This window comes from Streptomyces sp. NPDC088725, from assembly GCF_044751305.1.
Lineage (GTDB): Bacteria > Actinomycetota > Actinomycetes > Streptomycetales > Streptomycetaceae > Streptomyces.
Genome location: NZ_JBIVLO010000004.1, coordinates 77737 through 103789, shown reverse-complemented (window position 1 = coordinate 103789; position 26053 = coordinate 77737). Strand labels below are relative to the sequence as shown.

Annotated in this window: 10 protein-coding genes; 5 read left to right on the top strand and 5 right to left on the bottom strand. The window is 71.8% G+C overall.

Going from position 1 to position 26053, the window contains the following annotated elements:
- Positions 1-177: 177 nt before the first annotated feature.
- From ACIP6N_RS10605 to ACIP6N_RS10595, 3 genes are all read right to left on the bottom strand, one after another.
- Complete coding sequence (locus tag ACIP6N_RS10605) at positions 178-1749, bottom strand: DUF4331 domain-containing protein (protein WP_401814537.1); 1572 nt, start codon at positions 1747-1749, stop codon at positions 178-180.
- A 469-nt stretch (positions 1750-2218) separates the two neighbouring features.
- Entirely contained in the window at positions 2219-3052 is an 834-nt protein-coding gene (locus ACIP6N_RS10600; RefSeq protein ID WP_401814536.1) for a class F sortase, read from the bottom strand.
- A 57-nt stretch (positions 3053-3109) separates the two neighbouring features.
- Positions 3110-3934: a hypothetical protein gene (locus tag ACIP6N_RS10595; RefSeq protein WP_401814534.1), complete on the bottom strand. Its 825-nt coding sequence runs from the start codon at positions 3932-3934 to the stop codon at positions 3110-3112.
- 212 nt (positions 3935-4146) lie between these two features.
- Between ACIP6N_RS10595 and ACIP6N_RS10590 the strand changes: the two genes are divergently transcribed.
- From ACIP6N_RS10590 to crcB, 3 genes are all read left to right on the top strand, one after another.
- Positions 4147-4641 (top strand): GNAT family N-acetyltransferase, encoded by a 495-nt coding sequence (locus ACIP6N_RS10590; RefSeq protein ID WP_401814533.1) that lies wholly within the window; start codon positions 4147-4149, stop codon positions 4639-4641.
- Positions 4642-4849: 208 nt separating this feature from the next.
- On the top strand, positions 4850-5344 hold the full coding sequence (locus ACIP6N_RS10585; protein WP_401814531.1) for a fluoride efflux transporter FluC: 495 nt from the start codon (positions 4850-4852) through the stop codon (positions 5342-5344).
- Positions 5345-5381: 37 nt separating this feature from the next.
- Positions 5382-5756, top strand: coding sequence for a fluoride efflux transporter CrcB (gene crcB, locus ACIP6N_RS10580; RefSeq protein WP_401815210.1), 375 nt, complete (start codon positions 5382-5384; stop codon positions 5754-5756).
- Between the two features lie 90 nt (positions 5757-5846).
- Here crcB and tkt read toward each other — a convergent pair whose 3' ends face one another.
- Positions 5847-8084 carry a transketolase gene (gene tkt, locus ACIP6N_RS10575; RefSeq protein ID WP_401814529.1) on the bottom strand — a complete coding sequence of 746 codons (2238 nt, stop codon included), beginning with the start codon at positions 8082-8084 and terminating at the stop codon, positions 5847-5849.
- Positions 8085-8511: 427 nt separating this feature from the next.
- Positions 8512-11652: an amino acid adenylation domain-containing protein gene (locus ACIP6N_RS10570; protein WP_401814528.1), complete on the bottom strand. Its 3141-nt coding sequence runs from the start codon at positions 11650-11652 to the stop codon at positions 8512-8514.
- Between the two features lie 800 nt (positions 11653-12452).
- Here ACIP6N_RS10570 and ACIP6N_RS10565 point away from each other — a divergent pair.
- Together ACIP6N_RS10565 and ACIP6N_RS10560 are read left to right on the top strand one after the other, a co-directional pair.
- Positions 12453-16562 carry an amino acid adenylation domain-containing protein gene (locus ACIP6N_RS10565; protein ID WP_401814526.1) on the top strand — a complete coding sequence of 1370 codons (4110 nt, stop codon included), beginning with the start codon at positions 12453-12455 and terminating at the stop codon, positions 16560-16562.
- Positions 16562-25963 carry an amino acid adenylation domain-containing protein gene (locus tag ACIP6N_RS10560; protein ID WP_401814524.1) on the top strand — a complete coding sequence of 3134 codons (9402 nt, stop codon included), beginning with the start codon at positions 16562-16564 and terminating at the stop codon, positions 25961-25963. Before ACIP6N_RS10565 ends, ACIP6N_RS10560 begins: the two co-directional genes overlap by 1 nt.
- Positions 25964-26053 lie beyond the last annotated feature (90 nt).

Genomic DNA, 26053 nt, shown 5'->3' with positions numbered 1-26053 from the left:
GGGGGCGGTCGGGACGACGGCGTGGTCGAAACGGCAGGGAGGCCGGGACGACGGAGCCATCCAGGTCAATGGCCCGGTCGTACGGGCGTGACCGGCAGACGCTCCCGGGCGGGTGGGGCCCGCTGCGAGCCCCACCCGCCCAACGGCCCGGAGCCGCGGTCCCGGAGACGTGGGTCGTCAGCCGGTCGTACGGCGGCGACGCAGCCGGAACCCGCCCGCGCCCAGCAGCAGCGCGCCCACTCCGCCGACCGCGACGGCGCTGGTGGGGTTCACCAGGGATGCCTGCCGCGTGCCCGAGCGCCCGGAGCCACCGGAGTTGACGTTCTTCGTCTCTGGCAGGGCCAGGTACGGGAAGCGCGTGCCGAAGGCGACATCGTTCTTGTCGACCTTGTCACCGGCGGCCAGCGCGGGGACGAGCTTGCCGGTCTGGGCGGCGCCCTCCACGGCCTGCAGGGAGATGTCGATGACGTCGTCGGTCAGCCGGCGGCCGTTCGGGAAACCGGCCAGGTCACCGGCGAGCACACCGAGCCGCTGGGGATTCTTCGCGGGAGCGACGCCCATGTTCAGCCGCAGTTCCTCGGCCGGGATGATCTGCCGGGGATCGGCGTCCTTGTTGAGGCTCTGGGCGTTCAGATCGGCCTTGATCGGGCCGCAGGCCTTGCAGATGCCGGTCAGGTAGATCTCGGCGAGGTCGTTGCGCGGCGTCTTCGGCGCGGGCACCCCGTAGACCTGCTGGATGAGCTTGGGCAGGATCGGGTCGTAGACCTTGTCGACGACCGGCTGCACGGTGTGATCCTGGTCGGGCGAGATCGAGTTGAAGGCGTCCTTGTACGCGAGCGGTACGACGACCTCGTTGACCAGCGGGTTGCCGAGACGCGAGACCTGGCGCCAGTCGCCGCCCGCCTTGGTGCGGCTGTCGGTGACGGTCGCACCGCGGCGTTCCGTGGTGGACCAGATGCCGACGACCGGGTTGCGGGTCGCGCTGCCGCGCAGGGCCAGCAGCTTCTTCGGCACCTGGATGGCGACCGAGTTCACGTTGTAACCGGCCAGGGTGTCCTTGCCGCGCTCGCTCAGATTGCCGCCGTACAGCAGGTCGAAGACGCGCAGATCGGCGAAGAACGGGTCCTCCGCCTGCCCCGCGAACGCCTTTGCGCCGCCGGGGACCTGGCGTACGGCCTGGCCGCGCAGGGACGCGTAGTCGGGCATGGAAGCGGGCCCGACCCGGGACGGCGCGACCGGCGCGTCGTGCAGCAGCGTCTCCGTACGGCCGTCGTGGGTGACGGTCAGGTCGTACACCTGACGGAAGTTCAGGTTCGGGTCGTCCAGCGTCTTGACCGGGCCGGTGTTGTACAGGAACTGGTTCGCCGCGTCACGGATCTTGTTGCGGAAGCACCAGGTGTACGTGACGTCGGCGCGGCCGTCACCGGTGTTGTCGATCTTGATGTGGTAGCGGGCGTCGTCGGCGAACGCGTAGAAGTTCGGGCCGCCGTTGGGCTCCTCGAACGGGATCCAGTTGGCGATCATCGTCACCGAGTCGGTGCGGTCCGGGCTGGTGAACGCGTACACGTCGGTGTTGTCCGCCCGCGGGTCACCGGCGATCACCGGCGCCTCGCGGTGGCTGGAGGCGGCGCTGATGCCGGGGGCGAGCGTGAGCACGGCCAGTCCCGTGGCCAGCGCGCTGGCGCCCAGGACGAGCAGGGAGTGATCGAGCGTACGTCGTGAACGCGGCCGTGATGAGGGGGACTTCATGGGGTTCCTCTCGTCTGAGAATCCGCCCGGTCCACGCGTGCGGCTTTCGCCGCACGGCAAGGAGGGGGAGTTCCGGTGGGGGGAGACGTGATCCGTTCGACCCAGCGGGCGGGACAGCAGTACGTGTCCGGGCGGCTTCCACGAAGGCGCCTGGAGGTCGCGCCTTCGCCGGTCAGGTGATCACCGCGCGTCGGATGGCAACGCGCAATGAGTAGAAAACCATGAAGAACGACCAGATGGGGCAACGACACTCAAAAGGGGCCGCGCTGTATGTGGAATGGTGCTCAAGGATGTGAAGTGGCGTCGGCGGGTTCCGGCATGTGAAGTGGCGTCGGCGGGTTCCGGCATGTGAAGTGGCGTCGGCGGGTTCCGGCATGTGAAGTGGCGCGGGCATACGACATGGCGCCGTCACCCGGAGGTGTCGGCGCCACTGTGTGCGGGGCGAGCCGGCATCAACCGGCTTACGGGGCTACCTGGTCGACGTCAGCGAGGCGTACACCACGACGTTGTCGGCGTAGTGGTGGTCGGCCTTCGAGTACGTCCCACCACACGTGATCAGGCGCAGTCCGGCGTGGTCGAGGTTGCGGTACACCTCGACGCTGGGGAAGGCGTCCTTCGCGTAGGTGGCCACCCGGTCCACGGTGAACACGGCGGTACGCCCGTCCCGCCGCTCGACCTCGACGCGGTCGCCGGGGTCGAGTTCGGCGAGCCGGAAGAAGACCGCGGGAGTGCCGTTCCAGGTGACATGGCCCGCGATCACCGAGGGTCCCTCGGCGCCCGGAGTGGGGCCGGGGCGGTACCAGCCGGCCTTGGCCGGGTCACGGGGCGTCTCCATGGCGCCGTGCCCGTCGAGGCCCAGGCTCTCCAGCGAGGACGAGACCTTGAGGGACGGGATGGTCACCTCGACGGGCTCCGACGCGGGCAGGGCGGCCGGAGCCCGGCCGCTGTCCCCGGACGCGGTCGGCGGTGTCGCGGTCGGCGTCGCGGTCGGCGTCCCGGACGGCGGCTTCGCCGGGACCGTGGCGGCCGGACCGCCCTTGTCGACGGCCTCGGGCGGGGCGGGCTGCTGCCGTGCGAGCCCGAGGGCCAGGAGCAGCCCGCCGGCCACGACCAGGGCGGCGGCCGCGACCAGCAGGGCGGTGCGCCGGCGCGTCCCGTCGCGGGTCGTCCCCGCCGGGCCGGACGTGACGTCGTCCGACTCCTCGGCCGCCGGCGCTCCGGCCCTCGGCGAACCGTCCCCCGTCGGCCCGTGGCCCGTACCCCCGTGGCGCGTACCCCCGTCGCCCGTACGTCCGTCGCTCATCCGGCTACCGCCCTTCTGGTCGCAGGGTCACAGGGCCACTGGGTCACAGTGCCGAGGTCAGCTGTTCCGGCGCGCGCTCGCGGGGCGCATCCTGCGTCCGGCCGCGAACAGGGCGCCGGCGCCCAGCAGCGCCACGCCACCGGCCGCGAGCATCCCGGGCGACTCGACGCCCTGGGTGCTGCCGGAGCCGGTCTCGACCCCGCCCACCGGCATGGAGCCGACCGCCGCGCCCTTGACCATGCCGCAGTCGGCGGGTGCGGTGGCCTCCTGCGGGAGCTTCGGGTCGAGTTCGCTCTTGCCCTTGCCGAAGTCGTACGCCTTGTTGCCGTTCGGGTCGATGCCGTGCTGCACGACGTGCAGGTCCTTGATGTGGTCGGCGACGGTCTGCGAGACGGTGATGGTGCGCGAGTAGCTGAGCTTGCCGTCCTTGTCGGCGGTGGGCATCCGGTCGACCGCGAGACCGCTGTCCTTGGACGTATCGCCCTTGGTGGTCAGGGATATGTTGATGTCGCCGTACATGGGCAGGCCCTCGGCGGTGGTCACGATGCCGTCGCCGTTCTTGTCGGCGCTCGCGTCCGGGCACCTGAAGTCGTGTCCGTCGGTGGATCCGTGGATGTGCTGGGCGTGCGGCTGGCCGGGCACGAGACCGGTGGCGTCGATCTTCACGGTCAGCTTCGTTCCGTCGACGCTGAGCATCGCCGTACCGCTGGCACCGGAGTCGTTCAGCTGCTCCAGGTCGATCTGGTACGTCTGACCGGCCTCCGCCTTCATGGACATGCCGTCATGTCCGCTGTGTGCGAGTGCCGGTGCGGCGGCGCCGAGTGTCAGGACGGCGGGCAGGGCCAGGAGCGCCGTGAGGCGGGCTGTGCGCTGTGTTGTCACGTCGGTGCATCCCCTTCCGGACAGTCCGCCGACGAGTCGCGGGCGGGCTGCGATCGGTCATCGTTGCCCCCTATTCGGCGTGAACGCGTCAGTGGATTGGTCGCGTCGCGGGCCGCCGTGCGCGACCGGCAAGAACCCGCGGGAGATGTCGGGCAGGATGCGGGTGACGCCCGGCCCCCGGTGTCATCCGCCACCACGAAAGGCGACCACCCGTGCGTCCCGACCACCACACCCGGCTGCGGAAGGCGCGGGCCGCCGATCTGCCGATGATCTATCGCGGCGAACTGCGCTACATGCGGGACATCGAGCCGGAGAACGAGAGCGGCTGGACGGCTGCGCTGGACCGGAACCTCGCACTGTGGGTCGACAACCTCGACCGTACGGTCGTACTCGAAGCCGGAACCGGCGGTGACGGTGGCAGCGACGGTGACGGTGACGGCGAATCTGCCGGATACGCCATGTGGACCGCCACCGAGACCGGACGCTCCACCCTCGTCACGATCGCCGTCACCCCGCGACTGCGCGGGCGGGGCCTGGGCGCCCGTCTCCTGGGCGCGTTCGCCGAGGCGGCCGCCGCCTCGGGCGCGACCACCCTCGAACTCGGCGTCCACAGAAGGAATCCGGCCCGTCGGCTCTACGAGCGTGAGGGATACGCGTACTCCCACGAGGAGGGCGACTATTTCTTCTACACGAGGGCGGCGGGCTGAAACCGGCCCGGTGCGCGGACTCTTCCCGCCGGGAAACGCCGCCCACGCCCGCTACGCTCGTCCCTGAGGGCGGCCGTTCCACGAGCGGACGTCCGCGGCGGTGGGGCCCGCCGTACCCGAACCGCGGTGGTGGTCGCCGCCAACGGTCCCTACTCGTGACAGGCGCGTCCGTGCCCGTGGACGGGCGCCCACGCGCGTAGGGAGACGCATGCGTTCGGAAGAGAACAGGCCGCAGGCCGCGGCGGAGCCGATCGACCCCGATGTCGACCTCGCGGACGAAAGCCAGCGGCGCGAGCTGCGGCGTTCGCACTACGGCGTCCTCGCGGTGATCGCGCTCGGCGGTGCGCTGGGGGCCGTGGCACGGTACGGGGCCGCGCGGCTCTGGCCGACCGGGGACGACGCTTTTCCCTGGACGACGCTGCTGGTCAACGCGGTCGGCTGCCTGGTGATCGGCTGGTTCCTGGTCGTGGTCACCGAATTCTGGTCGGCCCACCGGCTGCTGCGGCCGTTCTTCGGTATGGGCGTGCTGGGCGGCTTCACCACGTTCTCCACGTACTGCGTGGACATCCACCGCCTGTTCGACACCGGTCGGCCGGGCATCGCGGTGACCTATCTGGCGGCCACGGCGGTGGCCGCGCTCGCGGCGGTGACGACAGGCGCGTGGAGCACGCGCCGGCTTCTCTCGGAACGGAGCAAGGGATGAGCCGGAGCACGCGCGCGGCGGAGGGGCGGCGGCAGTGATCGACTTCCTGCTCGTGGCGGCAGGCGGCGCGGTGGGCGCGCCGCTGCGCTACCTGACGGACCGGGCCGTACAGGCCCGCCACGACACCGTCTTCCCCTGGGGCACGTTCACGGTCAACGTGATCGGCTCCCTGATCCTCGGACTCGTCACGGGCGCGGCCCTGTCCGGCTCGTCGGGCCACCATCTCCAACTGCTGCTGGGCACCGGCCTGTGCGGGGCGCTGACGACGTACTCCACCTTCTCCTACGAGACCCTGCGCCTGGCGGAAACCGGCGCCAGAGCCTTCGCCGCGGCCAACGTCCTCGCGTCGATCGGCGTCGGCATGGGCGCGGTGTACGCCGGATACGCGCTCGGCCAGGCGCTGTTGAGCTGACGGGCGCGGGGCGGCGTGGGGTCCGCGTGACGGAAGCGGCGTCAACCAGCCCTCCAGGAGCACAGGTTGACGCCGCTCACGCCGTCGCCGTCAGCGCGGCCCGTCCCCCGTGCTTCCGCTCGTCGGGGCCGACGTGTGCTGGCGGCCGCCCGGCCGGGTCGGGGACGCCGCGTCGCGGATGCTGTCGTGGGCTGCCTGCGCCACCGCCTCCGGGGTGATGCCGAACTCGCGGTACAGGCGCTCGTAGTCCGCCGAGGCGCCGTAGTGCTCCAGGCTCACGATGCGGCCCGCGTCCCCGACGACCTCGCGCCAGCCCTGGCCGACCGCCGCTTCGACGCTGACCCTGGCCCGTACGGCGGGCGGCAGGACCTCGTCCTGGTAGCTGAGGGACTGCGCGGCGAACCACTCGCGGCAGGGCATCGACACCACGCGCGCCGTGATCCCCTCGCCGGCCAGCCGGTCGCGCGCGTCCAGTGCGATCTGCACCTCGGAGCCCGTCGCGATCAGGATGACGTCCGGCGTCGCCGCCGAGCCGCCCGCCAGGGTGTACGCGCCGCGTGCCGCGCCCTCGGCAGGTGCGTACCCGTCGCCGCTCGTGCCGTCCGGACCGCGTTCCAGGACCGGCAGGTTCTGCCGGGTCAGGACGAGACCCGTGGGCCTGTCGGTGTGTTCCAGGATGGCGCGCCAGCACACCGCCGTCTCGTTGGCGTCGCCGGGACGCACCACGTCGAGCCCCGGGATCGCGCGGAGCGCGGCGAGGTGTTCGACGGGCTGGTGGGTCGGACCGTCCTCGCCGAGGCCGATCGAGTCGTGCGTCCATACGTACGTGGCGGGCAGCTTCATCAGGGCCGCCAGCCGCACGGCGGGCCGCATGTAGTCGCTGAAGGTCAGGAACGTACCGCCGTACGGGCGAGTCAGGCTCTGGAGCGCGATCCCGTTGAGGATGGCGCCCATCGCGTGCTCGCGGATGCCGAAGTGCAGGGTGCGGCCGTACGGGCCGCCCTTCCACTCCTCGGTCTGCCATTTGGTGGGCACGAACGACGGCTCACCCGACATCGTCGTGTTGTTGCTCCCCGCCAGGTCGGCGGAGCCGCCCCACAGCTCCGGCAGCACCGGAGCCAGCGCGGTCAGCACTTCGCCGGACGCCTTGCGGGTGGCCATCCCCTTCGCGTCGGCCGGGAACGTGGGCAGCGCGTCGGCCCAGCCGTCCGGCAGCCGCTGCGCCTGGAGCCGGTCGAGCAGCGCGGCCCGTTCCGGGTTCTCCGTACGCCACGCCTCGAAGCGCGGCTGCCAGTCGGCGCGCAGTTCACGGCCGCGTTCGCCGACCCGGCGGGCGTGGGCCAGCACCTCGTCCTCGATGACGAAGGTGCGCTCCGGGTCGAAGCCGAGGAGCGCCTTGGTACCCGCGACCTCCTCGTCGCCGAGCGCGGAGCCGTGGGCCTTCCCGGTGTTCCGCTTGGTGGGCGCGGGCCAGCCGATGATCGTGCGCAGCATGATCAGCGACGGCCGGGTGGTCTCCTCCTTCGCGGCCCGGACGGCGTCCAGCAGCGCGTCGACGTCCTCGACGTAGTCGCCGGTGCGCGTCCAGTCCACGGTCTGCACGTGCCAGCCGTACGCGGCGTACCTGGCCGGGACGTCCTCGCTGAAGGAGACGTCGGTGTCGTCCTCGATGGAGATGTGGTTCGAGTCGTAGAACACGACGAGGTTGCCCAGCTCCTGATGGCCGGCCAACGAGCTGGCCTCGGACGTGACGCCTTCCATCAGGTCGCCGTCCGAGGCCACGACGTACACGTGGTGGTCGAACGGGCTGCTGCCGGGCGCTGCCTCCGGGTCCAGCAGGCCGCGCTCGCGGCGGGCCGCCAGCGCCATGCCCACCGCGCTGGCCAGGCCCTGGCCGAGCGGCCCGGTGGTGATCTCCACGCCACGGGTGTGCCGGTACTCCGGGTGTCCCGGCGTGGCCGAGCCCCAGGTCCGCAGCTCGCGCAGATCCTGCATCTCAAGGCCGTATCCGGAGAGGAACAGCTGAATGTAGAGCGTCAGGCTCGAATGCCCGCACGACAGGACGAACCGGTCGCGTCCCAGCCACTGGTCGTCGTTCGGATCGTGCCGCATCACCTGCTGGAACAGCAGATACGCCAGCGGCGCGAGGCTCATCGCCGTCCCCGGATGTCCGTTGCCGGTCTTCTGGACCGCGTCTGCGGCAAGCACCCGAACGGTGTCCACGGCCCGTACGTCCACCGGGCCCCACCCGGCGCGGTCGGCCACCGGCAGGGCCAGTCCGGGGTCCCGGGGCGTCAGGTCGCCGGACTCGGATCGCTCACTCGCCATGCCACTCTCCTCGGTCTATCGCCTCGTGACGGCACCGGCGGAAGGCCCGGCAGCGAATGACGGCTTCACCCGGCACTCGATGACGGCGACACTCGTTGCCGCTCGGCACTCCATGCCTGTCGACACTTCATGCTGGCTCACTTCCGGCCCGCCTGCCTCTCGTCTGCCGCCGCCCGGCCGGGCTTCATCCGCGCTTCTTCCGCGCTTCTTCCGCATGGCCGTACGACGGGCAGACCCGCCGAGTGCCCGCGCGGTCCGCTCCGAAACGGGTGGCGGTGTCCGGGCTGCGGTCGGGCGCCCGCGCTGCGGCGGACCCGGCGATGTCCGATGCGGGCCGTATCGTGGGTGGCCGGGTGGCCGGGTGGCCGGGTGGCCGGGTGGCCGGGTCCGGCCGCGCGCTCGTCCGCGCCGGCTCCGGGCTCGTCCGCTACAGCTCCGCCTGTAGCCCGGCGACGATGTCCGCGATGCCCAGGACCGTCGGCGCCTCGAAATACGCGTCCAACGGGACGTCGACGTCCAGCCGGTCGAGGATCCGCGTGGAGATCTGGGACATCGTGATCGAGTGGCCGCCGAGGTCGAACAGGTCCTCGTCGTCGTCAAGACTGGGAAGCCGCAGCACCTCGCACCAGATCTCGCGCACCGTTTCGAGCACGCTGTCGGAGTCCGCCGATGAGGTGGGCGCCGTCTCGGGCGGCGACGGCAGCGCGGCCCTGTCGAGTTTGCCGTTCGGCGTGGACGGCAGCGCGTCGAGGCCGACGAAGACCTCGGGGACCATGTACGCGGGCAGCGCGGCCGCCAGCTCACGGCGCAGTTCACCCGCGTCCGCGTCGCCGACGTGATAGCCGGCCAGCCGGCCGTCCCGTACCGCCACCGCGGCCCGCTTCACACCGGCGACCGCGAGGAGCCGGGACTCGATCTCGCCCAGCTCGATCCGGTAGCCCCTCAGCTTGATCTGGTCGTCGGCCCTGCCGAGGAACTCCAGCCGCCCGTCGGCCCGCAGCCGTACCCGGTCGCCGGTGCGGTACATCCGGCCGTCCGCCGGGCCGAACGGATCGGACAGGAACCGTTCGGCGTTCAGATCCGGCCTGCCGAGGTAGCCGCGGGCAAGACCGGCTCCGGCGATGTGGAGGTCGCCCGGGATTCCGGCCGGGACCGGGGTCAGCCGCTCGTCGAGCACGTACACCTGGGTGTTGGCGAGCGGGCGGCCGATCGTCACGCGGTCCGGATCCGGGCCGATCTCGTCGGACGTGGACCAGATCGTCGTCTCGGTCGGACCGTAGACGTTGACGAGCCTGCCGACCTTCGGGCGCAGCCGCCGCGCGAGCGTCAGCGGGAGCGCCTCGCCGCCGGTGAGCGCGGTGACGTCGGGTGCGTCGAAGCCGGCGTCCAGGAGCATCGCCCAGCCGGTCGGGGTGGCCTGTACGTGGGTGACGCCGTGGCGGGCGGCCAGTTCGCGCAGCGCGCCGCCGTCGCGCGTCTGGCTCTCGCTCGCGACGACCACGGTGGAGCCGGTGACCAGCGGGAGGAACAGCTCAAGGCCCGAGATGTCGAACGAGATCGAGGTCAGCGCCAACCAGCAGTGGCCGGGACGGACGTCGAGCAGATCCCGGATCGCGAGAAGCAGGTTGGTCAGCGACCGGTGCTCGATCTGCACGCCCTTCGGGCGCCCGGTGGAGCCGGAGGTGTAGATGACGTAGGCGAGGTCGTCCGGCGCCGGGGCTCCCGCCGCCGCGCGATCGGCCGCCGTGAGGCTGTTCGGCGCCAGGCCGCCCGGTGCGAGACCGTCCGGCGCGAGGTCCGCGTCGGACGCGAGGTCCGCGTCTCCCAACTCGATGGCCGCCTCGGAGTCAGCAGCGATGAACTCCAGTCGCTCAGGCGGGTATTCCGCGTCCAGCGGGATGTAGGCAGCTCCCGACTTGAGGACGCCGAGCAGCCCCACCACCAGGCGTTCCGACCGGGACGCCCGCATCGCGACGAGCGTGCCCGGTCCGATGCCTTTGCTCCGCAGCCGGTCCGCGAGCCGTTCGGCGGCGGCGTCCAGCTCCGCGTAGGTCAGGCGGCGGTCGGCATGGATGACGGCGATGGCGTCGGGCGTACGCGCCGCCTGGTGCGCCACCAACTCGGGGACGGTCAGCGGCGGATACTCCACGGCGGTGTCGTTCGGCCCCGCGAGCACGGCGGCACGCTCGGCCCGGTCGAGCAGCGGTATCCCGGCCAGCGGGGTTTCCGGTGTGACCGTGACATGGCCGAGCACCGCCAGCCAGTGCCTGCTGATGCTCTCGGCGGCCTCGCGCGCGATCGACAGCGGCGGGTACTGGACCAGCACACTCAACCCCTCCGGCGCGTCGACGAGTTCGACGCGCAGGGCGTTGCGGGCGGTGTGGTTGGACGGCACCCAGTCCACCGACACGCCGAGGCCGGGGAACGCCGGCGGTGTACTCGTACGGCGGTACGCCAGTGAGACGGGCGCGAGCGCGACGCCCGGCTTCACACGCGTGCCGGTACGGGCGAGCGGGACGTCACGTACGCGGTACAGCTCACGCAGCCCGGCCCTGACCGTCCTGGCGAAGTCCGCGAACGGTGTGCCGCTCTCCGGCGCTGAGGCGAAGGGCAGTTCGTTGACGTGCATGCCGATCCGGTCCCGCTGGTCCGGCGTACGGGTGCCGAGGTCGAGCGCGGTGACCGGCGCGCCGTTTCCGTAACGGAACAGGAGGGCGTGAAGCGACGCGACGATCAGCTCGAACCGCGTCACACCGAGGCGTTCCGCCATCGCACCGACGCGCGTGCGCAGGTCGTCGGGGAGCCTGAACTCCAGTGATTCGCCGTCCTGTACGCCCTCGGCCGGGCGGTCGAGGCCGGGGAGCACCACCTCGTCGTCGCCGAGCGGATGCGTGGCCCAGTACTCACGCGCGGCGGGCAGCCGGGCGGCGATCCGCGCCTCTTCGGCACCGGCCGGTTCCGCCGGGGACAGCGCGGGCAGCACGGGCGGAACGGGCTGGTCGGGCAGTGCGGACTGGTCGGGAGCGGGGGTGTTCCGCGCGGTCTGCGCCCGGTAGAAGGCCGCGAGGTCGGCGACGAACACCTCCGTCGACAGGCCGTCGAAGACCAGGTGGTGCGCGACGACCAACAGCCGGTACTCGCGCGGGCCGAGAACGTGGAGCACCAGGCGGCACAACGGGCCACCGGCGAGGTCGAAGGGCGCGACGATGTGCTCGCGCATGAGGTCGGCGACGGGCCGACTGCCCTGGCCGCCTGCGCTCTTCCCGCTCGCGTCCTCGATCAGCAGCGCTGGCCGGACCGCCGCCGGGACGAGGAAAGGCGCGCCCGCACGGTCCTCCACGAGGCTGCTGAGCACGGGGTGCCTGAGCAACACGGTGTCGCAGGCGCGGCGCAGCGCGTCGATGTCGAGTTCGCCGTCGAAGCGCACACTGAACGGGACGTGGTGCACCGCCCCGCAGTCCCCGAGCTGTTCGTTGAACCAGATCCCGCTCTGCGCGGCGGAGGCGGCACGCGCCTCGGGCCGGATCTGGGCCGGGAGATGCTGCGCGCCGGCAGGACCATCGGACATCGAACGCGTCCTGTCACCGTCGTGGGACGTTCCGAGGGGGAAGCTGTCCCGGTTACTGCGGCTGAGGGAGACCCCAGACCGGTCGGGTGATTCAATCTGCCTGATCGTAAGCGGAATATGCAACACCTTGATTGAACTTCTCAGCTCTTCACCGGGTCTGCCCAACCTTCGTCTGCCCTGAGGATCGTGCGCGTTCCGCCTCGTACGGTCCGCTTGGCACGGCCCGGGGACGCACCTGTTCATGTGAACGTAACGAATGCCCAGGTGGGAGCACGTATGCGGGCAATGGTGCGCCGTCCGGTCGCGAGCATCGGGATCGGAGTCCGGCCGCGGAGTGTGACCTTGGTGACCAGAACTTGTCGCCATTGACAGGCTCTGAACGATTGATCGATCATCGCCCTGTTGACCAGGTGGCCGGTACGGGCACCCAAACGGAACCTCTTACGTCGGTCGGCCCGTCAGCTCGGAAAGCGGAAGGTGGTGCGCCTCGTGGCCGTTTCGAGTGGCCGGCGTGGCCGGCGTACCGGCCGCGGACAACGGCGCGGCGGACGCTCTCTGACGTCCCGGGACGTGCGACGCGACAGCGGAAGTGGCCACTTACCCCTTTCCGAGCGTGGGCACGTTCCCGCGTCGAGCGCCCCCGGCGTGCCGCAGCCCGCCAGATGTCCGTAGGACCTGAAGCGTCTTCCGGTGTATCTCCGGAAGGCAGCTCGCAGGCGCGGCCAAGACCGGCCCGACCGCCTGCGGTCCCCGTGAACAAGCCTCCTGAACCAGCCTCCTGCCGAGGAAAAGGGCCAGCTTTGCCGACCAGCCAGACGCACCGCGATTCAGCCTCCAGGCCCGCGCGCGCGGTGCGCAAACAGACCCCCATCGAGCCGCTGACGGACCGCGCCAAGCCGCTCGCGCTCTCCTTCTCCCAGCAGCGGTTGTGGTTCCTGGCGCAGATGCGGGGCGCGAGCGAGGCGTACCACATGCCTCAAGCGCTGCGGCTGAACGGCCCGTTGAACCGCGAGGCCCTGAGGCGCGCGCTGGACGCACTCGTCGCCCGCCACGAGGTGCTGCGTACGCGCCTGATCACCGTGGCCGGTGAGGCCTTCCAGCGGATCGAGGCGGCCGACACCGGTTTCACCCTTCGCGTGGACGACCTGACCGGCCTGCCCGACCCCGAAGACCGGCTCGCCTCTCTGCAACAGGCCGAGGCGACAGCGCCGTTCGACCTGTCCGAGGGCCCGCTGGCGCGCGGTCGGCTGGTGGTACTGGCGGCGGACCGGCACGTACTGCTGCTCACGCTGCACCACATCGTCTCGGACGGCTGGTCCATGGGCATCCTGACGCGGGAACTCGGCTCGCTGTACGCCGCGTTCGAGCGCGGTGAGCCGGACCCGCTGCCCCCGCTGTCCGTGCAGTACGCCGACTACGCGGCCTGGCAGCGCCAGTGGCTCGCCGACGGGGTCCCGGCCGAGCAGAGCGCGTACTGGAAGGAAGCCCTGGCGGGCACCCCGGCACTGCTCGAACTGCCTGCCGACCGTCCGCGTCCTGCCGAGCAGGACTACCGGGGCGGACAGCTGCCCATCGTGCTGGACGCGAAACTGACCGACGCGCTCAAGGCGTTCAGCAGGCGCAACGGCAGCACGCTGTTCATGACCGTCCTGGCCGGCTGGGCGCTCGTCCTCTCCCGGCTGTCGGGTCAGGCCGACGTGGTGATCGGCACGCCCGCCGCCAACCGCCGCCGCGCCGAACTCGAAGGGCTGATCGGCTTCTTCGTCAACACACTCGCCCTGCGCATCGACCTCTCCGGCACACCGACGGTCGGCGAGCTGCTGAAGCGGGTACGCAAGGTGGCGCTGGGCGCCCTGTCCCACCAGGACCTGCCGTTCGAGCAGGTGGTGGAAGTGGTCAACCCGGCCAGGGGACTCGACCACACGCCGTTGTTCCAGGCGATGTTCGCCTGGCAGAACAACGAGAGCGGCGACCTCGACCTGCCCGGCATCGACGTGTCGCCGATGGAATCGCCCTACACCGTGGCCAAGTTCGACCTGGCCCTGTCGCTGGGCGAGGAGGACGGCCGCGTCGTCGGCACCCTGGACTACGCGAGCGCGCTGTTCGACGCGGGGACAGCCGAACGCTACGGCCGCTACCTGCGGCGGGTACTGGAGCAGATGGTGGAGGAGAGCGAGCGGGCGACGGCCGCGCTCACTCTGCTCGACGAGCGGGAACGCCACCGGTTGCTGGCGGAGTGGAATGACACCGACACCGACTTCGAGGACCGTAGTCACCGTCACACCGACACCGGAGAAAACACCGACAGCGAAACCGACACGGGGACACACACCGACACCGCCCCGCGCGGCGGCCTGATCGAGCGCTTCGAGGAGCAGGTGCGGGAGCGGCCGGACGAACCGGCCCTGGTCTGCGACGGGGAACGCCTCGACTACGCCTCGCTGGACCGCCGCGCCAACCGCCTGGCCCACGCGCTGATGTCCCGGGGCGTGCGCCCCGACCAGGTCGTCGGCCTGCACGCGCGGCGCTCGGCGGGCCTGGTGGTCGGCGTCCTCGGCATCCTGAAGGCCGGCGCCGCCTACCTGCCACTCGACCCCACCCTGCCGCAGGAGCGGCTGGCCGGGATGGTGGAGGACGCCGCGCCCGCCCTGGTGCTGAGCGACGCGGACGCGCCGCAGACCGGGTGGCTCCCGCAGGCCGGGGTCGAGGCCGAAGGAGAGTGCGACGACGCGCCGGGCATCGCTCCCCGCCGGGCCAACCTCGCGTACGTCATCTACACCTCGGGCTCCACCGGCCGCCCCAAGGGCGTCGGTGTGACCCACGGCAACGTTCTCAACCTCTTCGACAACTGGCTGACGCGCATCGGCTCGGCGCCCGGCGAGGCCGCGTCGATGTGGTCGAGCTTCGGATTCGACGCCTCCGTCCACGAGATCCTGATGCCGCTCACCACCGGCGCCACCCTGCACCTCGTCCCCGACGACCTGCGCGGCGACCCGGAAGCACTGATGGGCTGGCTGCGTACGCACCGCGTCGTCCAGGCGTTCCTGCCGCCCGCGTTCATCAAATGGATCGACGAGGCGCCCGAGGAGCGGCTGGCCGGGCTGGAGCTGCGCCGGCTGCTGACCGGGGTGGAACCACTGCCGGAACGCGCCCTGCACCGCATGCGGGAACTGCTCCCAGGACTGCGGCTGATCAACGGCTACGGGCCGACCGAGACCACGCTCTACAGCACCGCCTACCTCGACCCGAAGCCGCTGGCACGCCAGTGCCCGATCGGCGGCCCGCTGGCCAACACCCGCGTCTACGTGCTGGACGCACAGCTCGAACCGGTGCCGATCGGCGTGGCGGGCGAGGTCTACATCGCGGGCGCGGGCCTCGCGCGCGGCTACCTCGGGCGGCCGGACCTGACCGCCGAGCGGTTCGTGCCGGATCCGTTCGCCGCCGGGCAACGCATGTACCGGACGGGTGATCTGGCGCGCTGGCTGCCCGAGGGCGCGCTCGAGTACGTCGGCCGCCGCGACCACCAGGTCAAGCTGCGCGGCTTCCGTATCGAGCTGGGCGAGATCGAGGCGGCGCTCCTCGACCAGCCCGGTGTGCACGAGGCGGCCGTGCTCGCCGACCGCGACGCGGCGGGCGAACCGCGCCTGGTGGCGGGCGTCGGCCGGGGCGGGACCGCGCCGTGGCAGCCGGCCGACTGGCGCGCCGCGCTCTCGCGGCGGCTGCCCGCGTACATGATCCCGGCGCTCGTCATCGAGCTGCCGCAGCTGCCCCAGACCACCAACGGCAAGCTCGACCGCGCGGCTCTGCTGGAGCGCGCGCGGACCGGCGGGCCCGTACAGGTCAATCAGGTCAGCCCGCGCGACCACATCGAGCTGACGCTCTACGAGATATGGAAGCGGCTGCTGTTGCAGCCCGAGATCGGCATCAGCGACAGTTTCTTCGACATCGGCGGCACCTCGATCTCCGCCATCAAGATGGCCCACGCCATCCGCGAGGCGTTCGGCGAGAGCCTGCCGATCCGCGACATCATGCTGCACCCGACCATCGAGGAGCTGGGCGGACTGCTGCGCCAAGGCGTCTCGGGCCGCCCGGCGAGCAACCTGATCGAGTTCCGCGCCGGAGCGGGCGAGCGCCGGGTGGTCGCCGTACACCCGGCGGGCGGTACCGCGTTCTGCTACCTGTCCCTGGCCAAGGCGCTGGGCGACGACTGCGGTGTGTACGGGATCCAGTCGCCCGGTGTGAACCCCGGCGAGGAGTTCCTGCCGACGATCGAGGCCATGGCGGAGGAGTACCTGCGGCTCATCGAACCGCTGCTGGCGAAGGCGCCGGACGGTGGTCAACAGGGGCCGCGCGGGCCGCTGGTGATCACCGGGCTGTCGTACGGCGGCCTGGTCGCGCACGAGATGGGACGGCGCCTGGCGCTGACGGGACACACCGAAGTGAGTGTGGTCCTGCTCGACACCCAGGGCACCGACGATCCGGCGGACCGCAGCAGGATCGACCCCGTGGACAAGGACGAATTCCGCGACAAACTCGTCAAGTTCAATGGGATGTACCCCGGGATCGACGACCAGCAGATCGACCAGTACTTCCACATCTACAACCACAACAGGCTGACCACACGGGACTATGCGACGCCGTCGTCGTCCGCCCGGCTGGTGTTCCTCCAAGCTGTGGTGGACGGGCTCGACACCGACGTCCTGCGTGCGGTGCGCGACTTCTGGCAGCGCCGCGCCGAAGCCGACTTCCTTGTGGAGTCGGTGAATTGTGACCACTGGGAAATCCTGGAAACCGCCGAGGTGCTGCGCGTGGCCGCGCTGATCGAATCCGAGCTGGACCGCTTCGCGGCAGCCCGTCCGGCATCGTCCGCGGGACAGGCCGCCGGCTCGGTCCTGGCGCGGGAGATCTGATGGCACGCGGAACGAACGAACAGGCACAGGCCGGTCTCCCGGGCGATTCCCCGGCCGATTCCCCGGATGGCGCCGGTCTGGCACACCGTGTGCTCGCGCGGGCCGGTCGTACGCCGGACGTCCTCGCGCTCGTCGACGGCGGTGTGTCCCTCGACTACGCGGGACTCGACGCCGCGAGCGCGGCCGTGGCCCGGGGGCTGCTCCGGCACGGCGTACGTCCCGGCCAGGCGGTGGCCGTCAGCCTGCCGCGTTCGTGGCAGCTGGTCTGCGCGATGCTCGGCATCCTGCGGCTCGGCGCGGTGGTGGTGCCGCTCGACGCGCAGAGTCCGCCGGAGCGCAGGCGGCACATCCTGGCCGACTCGGGCAGTGTGACGTTGATCCACAGTGCGTCCGCCGCTTCCGATCCGGGACTTCCCGACGGTGTCGGTGTGCTGGAGGTCGCCAAGCTGCTCGAAGACGACTCGGAAGACACCGACGACCTCCCGCCCTTCGCCGCCGCACCGGCGTCGTTCATCTTCTACACGTCAGGCACCACCGGCCGTCCCAAGGGCGTCGAGGTCAGGGACGCGGGCATCCTGCGGCTGGCGCGGCCCGGATACTTCGGGCTGCGCGAGGAAGCGCGCTTCGCCTGCCTGTCCAACCCGGCGTTCGACGCGCTGAGCTTCGAGGTCTGGGTGCCGCTGCTGACCGGCGGCTGCTGTGTGATCCTCGCCGACGAGGCCGTACAGACACCGCATCTCCTGGCGGACACACTGCGGCGCGAGCGCATCGACACACTCTTCATCACCGTGGCACTGTTCAACGCGGTGGTCGACAAGGTGCCCGACTGCTTCGCGGACGTCAGACAGGTCCTGGTCGGCGGCGAACAGCTCAACGCCCGGCTGATCCAGCGCTGGTACCGGGACAACGCGCGCAGCGGCACCCGGTTGCACAACGTCTACGGCCCCACCGAGTCCACCACCTTCGCCCTCTGCCACCCCATCCCGCGCGACTTCGACGCGGACGTCGTGCCCATCGGACAGCCGCTGCCCGGCACCGAAGCGCTCCTGGTGGTCGACGGCACACGCCTCGCCGCACCCGGCGAAGTCGCCGAACTCCACCTTGCCGGGGAGGGGCTGGCGGTCGGCTACCGCAACCTGCCCGAGGAGACCGAGCGCCGTTTCGTGCGGCTCCCGTGGCACGACGGCGGCCACGAACGCCACTACCGAACGGGCGATCTGGTACGGCGTGACGCGGCGGGCCACGTCGAGTACGTCGGCCGCGCCGACCGCCAGGTCAAGGTGCGCGGCTTCCGTATCGAGCCGGGTGAGCTGGAACGGCAGATCGTGACCCACCCGGCGGTGCGGCAGGCGTACGTCTGCACCCGGCGCGAGGCTGTCCACGGGGTGAACGAACTGCTGGCCTACCTCGTGCTCCGCGACGACCTCACGTTCGACGACTTCGAGCGCCACGTGGCGGGCGCGCTGCCGCCGTACATGCGGCCGCACCGGGTCCACCTCGTGGACGAGCTGCCGCTGAATGCCAACGGCAAGGTCGACCAGGCCGCGCTGTTCGCCCGCGACGGCCAGCCCTGGCGTCGCTCGGAGTCCGACGGACAGCACGCGGATCCGGCCGCGACCGCCTGGCAGCGTGAGGTGCTTGAGCTGGCGGGCCAGGTGCTCGGCGTCACCGAACTGAGGCTCGGCGACCGCTGGACCGCCAACGGCGGCGACTCCCTCAAGGCGCTGCGGCTGCGCTTCGAGGTCCGGGAGCGCTGGGGCTGCGAGCTGCCCCAAGCCCTTGTCCTGCACAGCGACTTCGCGGAACTGGCGGCGGCGATCGACGCGGGCAGGTCAGCGGCTGACTCGCCCTACCCCGCCACGGTGGCTCCGGCGGACGCGCGTTCGGCGCCCGCCACGTCCGAGCAGCAGCGGCTGTGGCTGCTGCAACAGCAGACACCCGGGTCCAGCGCCTACAACGTCGGGATGGCGTTCCGGCTGCGCGGCACGGTCGACACGGCCGCGCTGCGGCGGGCGGTGCGGCGGCTGGTGGAGCGCCACCCGGCGCTGCGGACCGCCTTCGAGGCCGCGCCCGAGGGGCTGCGCCAGGTGGTGGCGGAGCCGTACGACCCCTGGACGGATCCCGGCACGGCCCCGGACCCGCTGGACGGGGACGGCTGGCGCGGGGTGGCCGACCGGCTGTTCTCCGTACCCTTCGATCTGTCGCGGCCGGAGATGTTCCAGGCGTGCTGGCTGCCGCAGGACGGCGGTGGCGTCCTGCTGCTGCACCTGCACCACATCGCGGTCGACGGCTGGTCGCTCAACGTTCTGTTCCGTGCCCTTTCGGCCGACTACGCAGCCGAGTTGGACGGCACGGCACCGGCTGAGCACGAAGCGGCGGTCCCTACCCCGCTCGATTACGCGGCCTGGCAGGCCGACTGGTTCACCCGCCCCGCCTACCTGACCCAGCGGGCCGCACTGGCGGCCCACTATGGCGGTACGGAGGAGGCGGCGCCGCTGGAGCCGGTACGCACCGCGCCCCGCCCCGAGGGCCGGTTGCTGCGCACACCGCTCGACCTCGTACGCCGTGCCGCGCTCGACCGGCTGGGCGCCGAGCTGGGGCTCACCCGCTTCCCGCTGCTGCTGAGCGTGTTCGCGTGGAGCCTGTACGGCGTGACCGGCCGCGTGCGGCCGCGCATCGCGGGACCGGTCGCGGGCCGGCCGGTGCGGGACTTCGAAGACAGCGTCGGTATGTTCGCCAACACCGTGCTGCTTCCGCAGGACTTGGCGCCCAGGGACGGCCTGCGTGCCCAGCTGATACGGCAGGCGGCGGACGCCCAGGCGGTGCTGGACCGGCAGGACGTGGCGCTCGCCGACGTCCTGGCCGACGTGCGGGCGGAGGGCGGATTCCGGTCCGAGGGAACGCCGTTCGACTTCATGTTCGTGCTGGAGAACACCGATTTCTCCGCGCTGGCGCTGCCGGGCTGCGCCTCCCGTCCGGAATGGCCGGTCCCCGCCGAGGCGAAGTGCCCGCTGACCCTGTCGGTGATCGAGCACGAGTCGGGCTTCGACTGCCTGTGGGAGTACGCGGACGACCACTTCGACGCCGAAGAGGTGGCCGCGATGGCCGACCTGTTCGGGCAAGGACTCGACCGGCTCGCCGAGGGCGGGACCGGCACCCTGGCGGAGCTGGTCGCCCCGTACCGGCGGAGTCTGCCGGACCCGGGCCGTGGCGCTTCGACGCTGCCCGCCGCCGCGCCGCCCGCCTCTGCACCGGCCGTCTCCACACCCGACGCCTTCACCACCGTCGCCGAGGGCTTCGACCGGCAGGTACGGCTGACGCCCGACGCGCCCGCGCTGGTGTCCGACGGCCGCAGTCTCACGTATGCCGAACTCGACGCCCACGCGGCAGCCTTGGCCGCTGAACTCCACGCGGCACACCCGCTGCCGCCCGGGGACGACCTGCCGCGCTGCGTCGCGCTGTACTTCGGGCCCTCGGTCGAGCACGTGGTCGCGCTGCTGGCACTGGCCAGGCTCAACCTCACGATCGTTCCGCTCGATCCCGCGTACCCGGCGGCGCAGTCGCGCCAGGTCCTGGGACAGGTGCAGCCCTTGTGCGTGCTCCTGCCGCCGGGCGGCGAAGCCGCGTTCGACGCGATGGCCGAGGGCGCGGACAACCTCCCGCGCCACCCGGTCACACTGTCGGCAGCCCCGGCCGACGACACCGGCTCCCGGTCCGTTCCCTCCGCCGGTTCCGCGTCCGCCCTGCCCCCGCACTCCGGACAGCGACCGCTCTACACCCTGTTCACCTCAGGATCCACCGGTACGCCCAAGGGAGTGCAGGTCCCGGACAGCACCCTGTGCAATCTGCTGCACTGGCAGGGCGGGGACGGCGGCCTCGGCGCGCCCGCCGTCACCCAGCAGTTCTCCATGCTGTCCTTCGACGTCTCCTTCCAGGAGATCTTCAGCACGCTGTGCGGCGGCGGCGCCCTGCACCTGGTGCGCCCCGGCTGGCGGCAGGACGCGCCCGCGCTGCTGGCCCACCTCGAAGAGGCGGGCATCGAACGCGTCTTCATGCCGTACGTGGCGCTGCAACTCCTCGCCGAGCACGGCGTACACCTCGGGCTCTACCCCTCGCGGCTGCGTGAAGTGATCACGGCGGGGGAGCAGTTGCTGTGCACGGATGCCATCCGCCGGTGGTTCGCGGGACTGCCGGACGCCCGGCTGTTCAACCACTACGGCCCGACCGAGACCCACGTGGTCAGCGGTCTGTGCCTGGACGGCGACCCGGCCCTCTGGCCCGAACGCCCGTCCATCGGGCGACCGGTGGACAACGCCTGGCTGCGCGTGGTCGACGACGCCGACGAGGCCGTACCGCCCGGCCGCTCGGGCCACCTGCTGATCGGCGGGACGATGGCCGCGCCCTGCTACCTGGGCGACGAAACACTCAACCGGGAACGGTTCGTCGAGCTGCCGGGCCTCGGCCTCTTCTACCGCAGCGGTGACCAGGCCCGGTTCGACGGTCAGGGCCTGCTGCACTACCTGGGCCGCGACGACCAGCAGGTCAAACTGAGCGGTCACCGTCTGGAGCTGGGCCAGGTCGAGGCCGCGCTGCTCCAGCACCCGGACATCGTCAACGCGGTGGTCGTGCGCGACGGCCGGCAACTGGTGGCGTGCCTGCAATGCCGGAATGAGACGCCCACCCCGGAAGCGCTGGCGGACCACCTGGCGCCGCTCCTGCCCGCGTACGTACGGATCGCCCGCTACCGGCGGCTCGACGCGCTGCCCCTCACGCCCAGCGGCAAGCTGGACCGCCGCCGCGCGCTGGCCGCACCGGGCGAGGAGCTGCGATCACGCGCCGCCGCCGCGCCCGTCCTGTCGGTGCGCGAGGCACAGCTCGCCGAGGCGTACGAGACGGTGATCGGTGAGCCCATCGGGCCGGACCAGCGCTTCTTCGACGCCGGAGCCTCCAGCCTCGGCCTGATGCGCTTCCACCTGTACTGCACAACGGAGCTGGGCCTGCGGTTCACCATCCCCGACCTGTTCGAGCACGTCACCGTACGGAGCCTCGCGCGCTTCCTGGAGCCGGGGGAGCAGCCCGCGCCCCCGGGACCTGCGACTACGGCGGACGCCCGTACGCCCGGTCAGCGCTCGGCCGACGACCCCGTCGCCGTCATCGGCATGGCGGTACGGCTGCCGGGCGCCGACGATCTGGCCGCCTTCTGGGACATGGTGAAATCCGGCGGTCGCGGCATCGAGCACTTCGACGCCGATGACGGCCTGGTCGGTGCCCGCAGCCAGATGGCGGGCCTGCTCTCCTTCGACCCCGAGCACTTCGGCATCAGCCGCCAGGAAGCCCGGCTGATGGACCCGCAACAGCGCCACCTCCTGATGAGTTCCGTGGAGGCGCTGGCACACGCCGGCATCGCCGAACCGGCCGGACAGCGCATCGGAATGATCGCGGGATGCGGCGAGAACACCTATTTCCAGAGCCTGTCGCGCGAGGCCGACCCCGCCCGGCTGCCCGACGGCTTCCAGATGGCCCTGCACCACGACAAGGACTTCCTCACCACGAAGGTGGCGTACCACCTGGGCCTGACGGGTCCCGCCTTCTCCGTCCAGGCGGCCTGCGCCAGCTCGCTGATCGCGGTCCATGTCGCCGCCGGTCTGCTGCGCCAGGGCGACGCTGACGTGATGCTGGCCGGTGGGGTGTTGGTCGACACGCTCCTCACCGACGGCTATCAGTACCGTCCGCAGCACATCTTCTCCAAGGACGGACACTGCCGGCCCTTCAGCGACGACGCCAGCGGCACCATCGGTGCCAGCGGAGTCGGGGTGGTCGTGCTGAAGCCGCTGAGCCTCGCGCGCCGCGACGGCGACACCGTCTACGCGGTGATCACCGGCTCCGCCATCAACAACGACGGCGCGAGCAAGCTCAGTTACAGCGCGCCCTCACTGGCGGGCCAGCGCGAGGTGATCCGTACCGCGCTGCGCCGGAGTGGTCGCACCGGCGCCGACCTCGGATACGTCGAGGCCCACGGCACCGGCACGCAGCTGGGCGACCCGGTCGAAATCGGCGCTCTGCGCCAGGCGTTCGACCTGGCCGAGGCCGACCACTGCGCGCTGGCCTCCGTGAAGAGCCAGATCGGCCACCTGGGCGCGGCCGCGGGCGTGGTCGGGCTCGTGCGGGCCGTCCTCGCGGTCCACCACGGCGTGATCCCGCCGAACGTCGACTTTCACCGGCTCAACCCGCAGATCGGCACGGATGTGTTGCCGTTCTACATTCCTGAGGAGTCCTCACCGTGGCCCGCGGGCCGGGAGCGGGTGGCCGCCGTGAGCAGCTTCGGGATCGGCGGTACCAACGCCCACGTAGTGCTTGAGGCGGGCGCGCCGACGAGCCCGGACCCGGAGAACCTGGAGTCGGTACCGTCCGCCCTGGTGCCGTGCCTGCCGCTCTCCAGTAACAGCGAGGCAGGACTGATCGCCGACGCGGCCCGCGTTGCCGACTACCTGGAGGCCAGACCCGAGGCGTACGGCCAGGTGCTCCGCCACCTTCAGGCGGGTCGGCCGCCGCGCCGGTATCGGCTGGCGGTCGTGTGCGCGGGCGTGGCCGACGCCGTCGTACAACTACGCGATGCTGAAGCGCACTTGGTGACGCGGGGCGCGGAGGGCCGTCCCGCCGGGCCCGTCGTGGCGGCGGACGTCACGGCCGAGGAGCTCGCAGCCGCCTGGCTGTCCGGCGCGTCTATCAGCGGGCCGTCCGGTCCCGCGCAGGCCCCGTGGGACTTCCCGCCTCCGGCCTTCGAGCTGGCCGAGTACGACTTCGAGCGCGCCGCGCCCCCGGCCGAGCAGGCGACACCTGCGCTCGAGCCGGCGGTACGGCGGCTTCCCGAGCCCGAATGGCTGCACCAGCCGCACTGGGTACGGTTGCGGCGCGCCGTCGCGACCACCGGTTCGCGGGCGTCCGGCGTGCTGGTGGCGATGACGGCGCAACCGCTCGCCCCCGAGGCGCTGCGGCCCTTCGAAGCGGCCTACGAGCAGGTGGTACGGGTCAGCGTGGGTGACGCCTTCGCCCGCCTGGAGGACGGCGGTTACGAGGTCGACCCGGCCGACGCCGCCTCGCTGCGGCAGCTGCTCGACGCGCTGTCCGGCTTGCTCCCCGATGAACAGGCCGGTGCGGGTGAGGCCCGTATCGACTGGCTGCACGCCCTGCCGCTCGCGGTCGAAGGGGCCGTGGACGACGACGCGCTGGCCCGCGCCCGCTGGGCCTGCCTCGACTCACCGGCCGCGCTGATTCAGGCGGTGGCCGGTATGGACCGGCCGCCACGACTGCGGGTCTGGTGGCTCTCGTATCAGGCCCAGCCGGTCGAGGGAGAGGTGCGGCGGCCGGAGCTGGGGCTGCTGGCAGGCGCCTGCGAGGTGACACCGCAGGAGAGCGCCGTCGAAAGCCACTGGCTCGACCTGCCCGGAAGCGACCTGGGGAACTGGACGCCGTTGCTTCCGGCGCTGCTGACCGAGGCGAACACCGAGGTGGACACGGTGAGCCCGCGGCGGCTGGCGCTGCGGCAGGGCTACTGGTGGCAGCCGACCCTGTTGCCGGTCGCCGCGCCCGCCGCCTCCGCGCCGTCGGTGCTCCCCGCCGAGCACGGTGTGTACCTGGTCCTCGGCGGCACCGGCGGTATCGGCTCCAGCCTCGCGGCCTGGCTGCTGGAGCGGGCCGACTGCCGGGTGCTGCTGATGGCGCGGCGGCCCCAGCTGCCGCCGGTCCTCGAACCGTGGTCCGATCGGGTGGAGTTGATCGACGGCGACCTGACCGGGACGGTTGCCGGGATACTGGCCCGGATCGACCGGTACACCGACCGGCTCGACGGTGTGGTGCACGCCGCCGGTACGGCGGCCGGTGGGCTGATGGCCCGCCGGGACGCCGACGCGATGCGCCTCACCACGGTGTCCAAGCTCCGTGGCGCCCTGCTGGTAGAGCGGCTGATCGCCCGCTACCGTCCGGCCTTCGCGGCGTACTGCTCGTCCATGGCCGCGCTGTTCGGTGGCGTCGGGCAACTCGACTACGCCGCCGCCAACGGCCTGCTGGACGGCTTCGCCCGGCACCGGGCCGACGAGTCGGAGACCACTCTGCGGGTCGGCATCGACTGGGACATCTGGAGCGAGGTCGGCATGGCGCGCCGGGCCCTGCGCGCGGACGCCCGTCACCAGGCCCACCTGGCGGTCGGCCTCGACGTGGCGGAAGGACAACGGATCTTCGCCCGCGCACTCCAGCTGCAACTGCCCCAACTGCTCGTCTCCACGGCCACCTTGGAGGAATCCCGCGGCTTCTACGCGGCGCCCGCCGAAGCCCCTGCGGCCGTCGCGGCGGCGTCGGTCCCGGCTGCTGTCACGGCATCGGACACCGGGTCCCGGGTCTCCGCCACCGTCGAGCTGACCGAGTGGCTGTGCCACTGGCTGGGCCTGGACGAACTGGATCCGGACGCCTCGCTCTACGACCTGGGTGCCGATTCGCTGACCCTGCTGGACCTGATCGGCGAGGTGAAACGGCTCTCCGGCGTCGACATCGAGCTGTCCCAGCTGAGCCACCGGGCCAGTTTCGCCGACATCCTGGCGCGGATGGGCGCGACGGCTTCCGGCACCGCGTCCATCCCGGATCCGGTGGCGATCGAGGTCTGGCAGCAGGGCAGCGGGCGCGACCTGCTGTGCCTGATCCACCCGGTGGGCGGTGACATCCAGGCGTACCGCGCGCTGGTGTCCGCCCTGGATCCCCGGCTCACCGTCTGCCTGATCGCCGATCCCGCGCTCCAGTGGCCCGACCGGGCGGCCTGGTCACTCGACGAACGGGTCCAGCGCTACCACCGCGCGCTCAACGCCCGCTTTCCGCAGACCGAATGGCGCCGGCAACTGGCCGGCTGGTCCTACGGCGCCTGGGTCGCACTGGGCATGGCGGCCGAAGCGGAGGCCGAGGGCAGCCCGGTGGCCGGGCTCTATCTGCTCGACCCGCCGCCCCCGGGCGCCGGGCCGCGCTTCCGGGCGTACGACGAAGCCGAGCTGGAGGCGATGTTCACGCACGAGCTGGGCCAGGGAGGCGCCCGGGAGCGCGCGGGCCAGGAGGCGAAGGCGTACGCGGAGCGGCTGGCGCACTGCTGCCGGGCCAACCTCGCGAGCATGGCGGGGTACGAACTGCCACGCCCGGACCGCACCCCCAGCCAACTGTGGCTGGCGAGCCTGCCGGTGGCCGGACTGCCGGAACTGGGCTCGCCCGATGAGCAACAGCGCTCGTGGCAGCAGCAGTTGCGAGGACTTGTCAGCAGCGTCGTCCTGGACACCACGCACTACGACATCGTCCGGCCGCCCCAGGTGCGGACGGTGGCCGAGGCCATCAACGCGGCGTCGCTGCCGGTCCTGGGAAACCACTGAGGCACGGCCGCCCGCACAAGGAAGCGCGGCAGGAACCACGCAGGGAAGCGCGTGAGGAATCACGCGAGGAAGCGCGTGAGGAACCACGCA